Source organism: Longimicrobiaceae bacterium (assembly GCA_035696245.1).
In the GTDB taxonomy this organism is placed as follows: domain Bacteria; phylum Gemmatimonadota; class Gemmatimonadetes; order Longimicrobiales; family Longimicrobiaceae; genus DASRQW01.
In genome coordinates this window covers 1-7,498 of record DASRQW010000436.1, presented here as the reverse complement: position 1 = coordinate 7,498, position 7,498 = coordinate 1, and the positions used below count along the sequence as shown (strand labels likewise).

Here is a 7,498-nt window from a genome sequence, read left to right as displayed (position 1 = left end):
CGCGGGGCCCACCGAGAACGTGACCGCCACGCGCGCCTCGGCCACGCGCGGCAGCGGCGACGCCAGGCGCACCGTGGCGCGGTACGTCCCCGCCGCCAGGCGCCCCGTCTGCGGCTGGAGCAACAGCACGGCGGGCGCGGCCGTGGCGCTCAGCGACACCGAGAGCCAGTCCGCCGGCCCTCCCGCCGCGTACGCCGTCTCCACCGCCAGGCCCGTGAGCGGCGATCCGCCGGCGTTGGCCACCGCCACGCTCTGCGCCGCCGCGTCGCTGCCGCCCGTGTACGCCGCGAATGCCACGGTCGATGCAGAAGGGGCGATGGTGGGCGGCAGCCGCACGTGCACCGCGGCGGCGGCCGTACGCCCGCGGCCCGCCGCGGTCACCGTCGCCGTGCCCGGCCCCATCGCGGTCACGTAGCCGGTGGAGAGCACCTTCGCCACCGCCGTGTCGCTGCTCGTCCACGCCGGATCGGCCTGGAACCCGCGCGCGCTCAGCTGCGCCGCCTCGCCCACCTCCAGCGTCGTGTCCGCCGTGGAGATCGCGGGCCGCGGGGCGTCCGTCAGCGTTCGGTCGCACGCCACGAGTACCGCGGTGAGGGCCAGCAGCAGCGCCGCGCGGGAGGCGGAGGCGAGACGGGAGCGCATCGGCACCTCCCTTTGCGGCGGTTCGGGACGACGTGGATCGGGGGTCGGATTCGCGGGAGGCGGGCTACATGCTGGCTTCCAGCCCGAACGACACGGCCACGCGCGGCTGGAGCCCGCCTTCCATCACCGGCATCACCGTGTTGGCCACCGCCGCCATGCCCGGCCGCAGCACGACCTTCACGCCCAGTGCGGCAGATACCACGTCGTCGCGCGAGTCGGGGATGTTGGTCGCCTCCAGCGTCCGGCTGGTGGGGATGGTGAAGCGCAGCGGGCCAGGCATCTTCAGCCGGCTGGCGCCCACCTGCCACTCCGTCACCACGTCCCCCGCCAGCGTCACGGCGGGGCTGACGAGGTGGTCGAAGCCCACGGTCGCCAGCACCGCGCTGTTCTGCGCGTGGCCGCCACGGTACAGGAAGCCGCCGTTGAAGTGCGGCGAGAACGCGCCCAGGCGGCCGGAGACGATGGCCAGGCCCCGCACGCTCGCGGCGCCCGCGCCCAGGAAGTTCTTCTCGTCGCCCGTGGGCAGGCGCACGTCGGCCAGCACCGCCACGCCGGACCGCGCCGTGCGGCGCACCGTCGCCTTGGCCCGCAGCGCAAGGTCGCCCACCCCTCGCGCCGAGCCCTCCGCGAACGCCTGCGCCTCGTCCAGCCCGCCGTCGAAGTGGTGGGTGTCGCTGCCGAAGGGCAGGATCTCCGCCCTGCTCCGCCCGCGCAGCGACAGGCGCAGCAGCGGCAGCACCGCGCCCACGTCCACCCGGTCGCCCACCCCCGCCGTCACGAACACCGACGCCGCCCACAGGTCCACCGCCATGTCCGCGTGCACCTGGATCACGTCGTTCTCGATGGCGGGCGTGCCGAACGCCGGGTCGCCCACGTTCGAGTGCTTGAAGTTGAACTCCAGGTCGCGCAGCGGCATGCCGCGCAGGGTGGTGAAGTGGAACGAGCTGAGCGTGCCGCCCACCAGGAAGCGCCCCCGCCCGATGGTCTGCGCCCGCTCGCCCAGGATGGGGCCGGACGAGACCGACGTCCTCACCGGCACCCCGTTCCTGAAGGTGAAGGTCGCCCCGCCGCTGCCCGCGCTCACCGGCACGTTGGCCACGCTGATCCCGATGGAGCTGCCCAGGAACCCGATCATGTTGTCCTGCCCCTGCACCACGTCGGGGATGAAGTGGTCGCCGTGGCCCACCACGTTCAGGCACAGCGGCTCGCCGCAGTTGCCGAAGGTGAACATCTCCCGCACCTGGTCGCTCAGCGTCTGCGGCCATGCGGGAACGGGAAACGCCGTCATCAGGCTTGCGAGCACGAAGGGGCCGAGGCGTCGCATGAAGGTTTCCGGGAAGATGATGTAGATGGGGATGAGACCGCACCGACGATTTCTTCTCGCCTGTCCGCGGCGCCACGGCCGATGCGCGGCGGGGGATGCGCCGTCTACCTGCCGTCGAGCCGCGTGAGCACCCAGCGGCCGCCCTGGCGGCGGAAGCCCGCGCTGAAGCGCTGCGGCCGGTGCTGCCCCGTGCCGGCGTCGTCGTCCCACTCCAGGCGCGCCGCGAAGTCCACGTGCGCCGCGTCGCCGTCCACCGCGGGCGAGCCCGCGTCGATCACGCTCACGCGCAGCCGGCGCACCATGCGGAAGAAGTCGCTCCACTGCGACACCCACTCCCCCGCCGCCGGATAGGCGTTCGCGATCCGCCCCGCGTCGCGCGACTCCAGCAGCTGCGCGAAGTCGCGCACCGTGCGCTGGATGGCGCGCGCGTCCTCGGCCGCGTCGCGGGCGGGCATCGCTTCCGCCGCGCCGGGGGCGGGGGGCGCACGGGCGGCGACGGACGGCGCGACCGCGGCACTCCGCATCGCCACGCCCGCCGCCGCCGCGGACACGCGCTGAGCAACCGTCGGAGCAAGCCGCTCGCGCTGCGGAAGCGCTGCCATCGTTCCTTCGTGCGGAGAAGCCGCGGACCGCCCCAAAACCTCACCGATCGAAACAGGCGCACGGGAGTTCGCCTCGGCGCTCAGCCGCTGCCCGTGCTGCGGGGGCAACAGCGGCGGCCGCGCGGGGGGCTGGACGGGTGGCTCGACGGGGGGCTGGACGGGGGGCGGCGGTTCAGGCAATGACACCGTCTCCCCGCGCTGCGGCGTCGCGGTCGCGGCGCCAGATCCGGCTCTGGCGGCCGGGACGGCAGCATCTCCCGACGGTTCGTTAGCCACCTTCCGAGCGCTGTGGGAACCGGCTAGGTCCCGGTCTTCCGCAGGCGATGCGGGGGATGCGGAAGTGTTCGCCACCGTGGCGGCTGCTTCCGTCCGCGTTCGTGCGCCGAGCGGCCAGACCGCCGCGGCCACCGTCATCAGCGCCGCGCCCCCCGCCACCGCGCCGGCCACGCGCATCTTCCGGCCGCGCGGGAAGGAACGGATGTGCGTCGCGGTGCCACCCTCGCCCATCCGCTCTTCAGCTACGGCCAGCGCTTCGACGGTGGGCGCGGAAACGGACGCATGCTCCGCGTGCGCAGCGGCATCGATCTCTCCCGCGGAAAGAGCGGCGGCTCCGGCACCTTCGGCGGCTGGGGAGGCGGGGACGCGGGGGAGGACAGGCATCTCCGCAGGGCCCGCATCCACCGAATCGGCCGGCGCGCTCTCGGCGTGTGCATCGGAGGGGATCGCCTCGGCCCACTCGTCCGGCAGGCCCGCGGCGGCGCTGACCTGCCGCGCTTCAGCCAGCATGCGCGTGACGGTGCTCACCAGGCGGGCCGCGTGCTCCGAAAGCGGCGGGGTGAGCGCGTCCAGCCAGTGCGTGGCGCTGATGCAATAGCGCAGGCTCTTGTTCATCTCCGTGTCCGCAATACGGAACGGGATGATCGTCTTCCCCTCTTCGAACGCCACCTCCACCTCGCGCGATACCTGCTGCGAGCGGTTCGACTCGTCCGAGAACACCAGGATCATCACGCGCGTCTGCTGGATGGCGTCGATGATGGACGGGCGCCACTCGCGTCCCGGCTGCACGTCGCGCGGGGCGATCCAGCAGGGCACGCCCGCCGCTTCCAGCACGCCGCACAGCGTGTCGGCCACCGCCTTGTCGGTGTTGGAGTAGCTGATGAAGACGAAGTGCCGCATCTGCAACCTTCCGTGACGCTTGCGCGTGAAACGGCGTTCGGCCCGAGGCGAGCGGAGGTGGTGTGGCGGATGTCGCTGCCGGATGGGAGCTACCGGTACATATGATGGAGCCGGTGGCGATGAGATCTGGGCTGCATCCGCCCTGTGCACTGTGGATCGGAACCCGCGCGAGAGTTCCGCGCATCTCCTCCCGCGCCGTTTAAGGCATTTTTCAGACCCTGGCGCTTCCCCCGGAATTCCGCGTACGCCGTGACAAACGGACGATCTGACCTGCTGCCCCGCCGCAACTGTGGGGCAGCGGTGTCTCAGTAGGAGCGCGACACCCTGCCGCCTGAATGCCGAAAAGCTATTTGACGATCCACCCGCAATCTCCCATGTCATGCACGTAGCGGTTGAGAAGCGAATCCTATTGCATCGGATCGCACTCCGTGCGCTCGGCATTCGGAAGATCGAGATCAAGCCGGGGAAAAAAGAAAGGGCTGCTCCTGTCGGACCGGCCCGGATCGGGTGCAAATTGTCAGCGGCGGATAGCGCCTCACGCGGGATCCGAGTGGATCGGCTTGCCTCCGCGGAGTCTCGCCAAAGCGGCTCGGACCCTCGGTAGCAGCCCACGAAGGTGGGCTTCGCGCCGTCGTAGCCCGCGGCTTTAGCCGCCCGGGCGATGCGGGCGCTGGACACCACGCACGTCCGATTCGTCGAACAGGAATCCGTAGCCTGGGGAGTTGAGCCATCGTCTCCGTCGCGACCTACTGCCGAACTCCTGGAACCCCATGTCCTATCCGCTCGACGCCTCGCCCGTCCGCACCAGCTACGACAGCGTGGCGGACGAGTACGCGCGAAGGATCGCGGGCGAGCTGGCGCACAAGCCTTTCGACCGTGCGTTCCTGGACCGGTTCGCCGCGCGTCGGCACCGCCGCCCCCGTCGCCGACGTGGGCTGCGGGCCCGGCCACGTCGCCGCCTACCTGCACGCGCAGGGCGTCTCCGTCCGCGGGATCGACCTCTCCTCCGCCATGGTCCGGCACGCGCGGACGCTCTTCCCCGAAATCCCGTTCGACACCGGCGACGTCATCGCCATAGACGCCGGGGATGGGTCGTGGGCAGGCGCGGTCGCCTTCTACTCGCTCATCCACCTGCCGCGTGGGGAGATGGCCGCCGCCCTTCGTGAGCTTCACCGCGTGCTGCGGCCGGACGCGCCGCTCGTGCTCGCCTTCCACGTCGGAGCCGAGGTCCGCCACTTCGACGAGCTGTGGGGCGAGCCGGTGGACCTCGACTTCGTCTTCTTCACCGCAGAGGAGATGGACGGCTATCTGCGCGCCGCCGGCTTCACCGTCGAGAGCCGCGAAGAGCGCGATGCTTATCCGGAGGTCGAGGCGCAGACCCGGCGCTGCTACGTCGTCGCACGCGCTTCCGGTCCGGCCGCGCGCTCGGGCGCCGGCTCGCCGACAACGGAGATTTGAAGCTGGGCGACAGGTTCACCGATCAGGCTCCGCGCGGGATGACGATCCTCGGCGGCTGAGCGTCGGGGAGGTTCACGTGGACGTGCATCGACGTTTCCGCTCTCCGGGGCCACCGTGTCCGCCCGCGCTCACCGGCGGGGACGGTGCCGGGTGCACGGCCTGTTCACCAGTCTTTCCGGCGCGCACGTCGCGACTTACATTTGCCGACGCGAACCGTCGTTGCGGACGGAAGGGCGCCCTCTCCCGTATCTCTCCATCACCCCCATCCAGACAGTCCGTTCGTCGCGTCACCCCGGCCGCGCCGCAGTGACCGGGTGCCGAGAGAGTGCGCTTTTTACGCCATCGCGGATCGCTTCCGTGCAGTCCCCACCCTCTCCATCCAAAGGAGAACGCGTTATGAGACGTGCGCATGGTGTGGTTGCGGTGCTCGCGCTGTCCCTGCTCCTCCCCTCCGCCGCGTGCGACGGCAAGGGCGCCGGGTCCGGCGCGGCCGGGGACGCACAGGTCGCCGCCGCCCCGGACTCGCTCGACCCGATCTGCGCGGACAGCACCATCGACCAGCTCTGCCCCGTGGTGCCGCACGAGGTGGTGGTGCGGGTGCCGAACGGCTACACCGGCTTCGTGTCTGCCACGCAGGCCAAGTTCGACGTCTACTCGTGGCAGACCTTCGTGGCGCTCAACTGGCCGGCGGCGGGAACCAGCGGCGTCGTCCCGCAGTTCTCCGACGACACCTCTCCGCGCGTGTGGGAGACGTACCTGGACGCGGCCGAGGTGTACTCCGCGCCCGGCAACCGCCATCCATGCAGCGTGCCGCCGGGGCAGAAGTTCCTGGGGTCGATGGCCAAGAACGGCGACGTCGTGGACCCGGACGGCGACTACGACGAAGCGGTGGGCGGGCCCCTGATGGACGCGAACCTCAACTTCGCCGTGTACGAGAAGAAGATAAACGGCGAGGAGGCCACCTACCTCCGCTCGCACCTCCTGAACACCCCCCGCGGCCAGTTCGCCGCCGACACGGCCGACACCGCGCTCGTCTTCCCCGCCGGCCGCACCAAGGGCACCGAGGGAGCCATCGAGGTGAAGGCCGCTTGGCGCGTGCTGCAGAGCAACGACGACAGCACGCGCTACTTCCGCCGCCACGGCGTGATCTACGTCCCGCCCCGGAACAGCGCCAACGGCGACTCGCTCTGCCTCAACGTGACGGTGGGCCTGGTGGGCATGCACATCGTCCACAAGACCGACCAGTTCCTCGGCGACTGGATCTGGTCGACCTTCGAGCAAGAGGACAACGCCCCGCTCTGCGCGGATTCCACCTCGCCCGCGAGCTGCGGCGCCAGCCAGCCGCGGTGGTCGTTCTACAACGCGGCCTGCACCACCTGCGTGCGCAACGACTCGCTGCACCTGGCGGGCACGGGCGACAGCACGTTCCTGTGGAACCCCACGCCGCCGTACGCCGCGCGGTACGCCGTGCAGGGCAAGTACGGCAACCAGATCACCCGCGTGCAGGTGCCGAAGGGCGAGACCGACACGGTGAACGCCACCTGGCACGCGCGCGTGAAGGGCACCGTGTGGGAGCACTACCACCTCATCGGGTCGCAGTGGATGTCCGGCGAGCGGTCGCTGGTGGCGGTGCCGGACACGCTCCGCAACACGGTGCTGGAGAGCTACATCCCCACCACGTCGTCGTGCCTGGGCTGCCACCAGTACGCGCAGACGCTGGCCGACACCACCAACGGCAACAAGAGCGTCTTCGCCGACTTCAGCTTCCTGCTCGGCATGGCGCAGCAGCGCACCGGCGAGGACATGCTGGCGGACGTGGGCCGCCAGAAGAGCATGCCGCGGAGCGCGAACGTGCCCTTCCGCCACCCCACGCTCCAGATCTTCGGCAACCCGGGGAACCGGGCCGCCACCCAATCCGCCACCCCGCGGCAGACGCCCGGCGCGGGTCGCCCATCGGCGCCCAATGCCTCCGTCACACCCGCGGCTGGCGCCCGGAAGAAGCCGTAGGCCGGTCGTCCCGCACGGAGAGGCCCGGCGCGCCGGGAGCCTTACCGGGCGAAGATCGAAGATCGAGATACGACACCCCTCCGATGCGCATCCCGGCATCGGAGGGGTGTCGTTTGCAGCGACGACATCAACTGCTTGATAATGGGCCGTCCGAAGCACGGGGACACGTGGTGAAACATCAGCGGAATCATACGAAATCCGGGAGAATCGGTGCGGCCAGCATCGCCCTGCGGCTAAAGCCGCGGGCTACGACGGCACGAAGCCCACCGGCGTGGGCTGCTACCGATGG

The 7,498-nt window shown here is 71.0% G+C and carries 5 protein-coding genes; 2 read left to right on the top strand and 3 right to left on the bottom strand.

Features of this window, described 5'->3' with window-relative positions:
• The 3 genes from VFE05_19630 to VFE05_19620 form a co-directional block, all read right to left on the bottom strand.
• On the bottom strand, positions 1–642 hold a 642-nt coding region (locus tag VFE05_19630), incomplete at its 3' end, for an Ig-like domain-containing protein (GenBank protein ID HET6232295.1).
• Between the two features lie 64 nt (positions 643–706).
• Positions 707–1,966, bottom strand: coding sequence for a hypothetical protein (locus VFE05_19625; protein HET6232294.1), 1,260 nt, complete (start codon positions 1,964–1,966; stop codon positions 707–709).
• A 104-nt stretch (positions 1,967–2,070) separates the two neighbouring features.
• Positions 2,071–3,744 (bottom strand): toll/interleukin-1 receptor domain-containing protein, encoded by a 1,674-nt coding sequence (locus tag VFE05_19620; protein ID HET6232293.1) that lies wholly within the window; start codon positions 3,742–3,744, stop codon positions 2,071–2,073.
• Positions 3,745–4,620: 876 nt separating this feature from the next.
• Here VFE05_19620 and VFE05_19615 point away from each other — a divergent pair.
• Positions 4,621–5,202 carry a class I SAM-dependent methyltransferase gene (locus VFE05_19615; GenBank protein ID HET6232292.1) on the top strand — a complete coding sequence of 194 codons (582 nt, stop codon included), beginning with the start codon at positions 4,621–4,623 and terminating at the stop codon, positions 5,200–5,202.
• A 396-nt stretch (positions 5,203–5,598) separates the two neighbouring features.
• A complete protein-coding gene (locus VFE05_19610) occupies positions 5,599–7,209 on the top strand; it encodes a hypothetical protein (protein HET6232291.1) in 1,611 nt (536 codons plus the stop codon).
• The last annotated feature ends 289 nt before the right edge of the window (positions 7,210–7,498 follow it).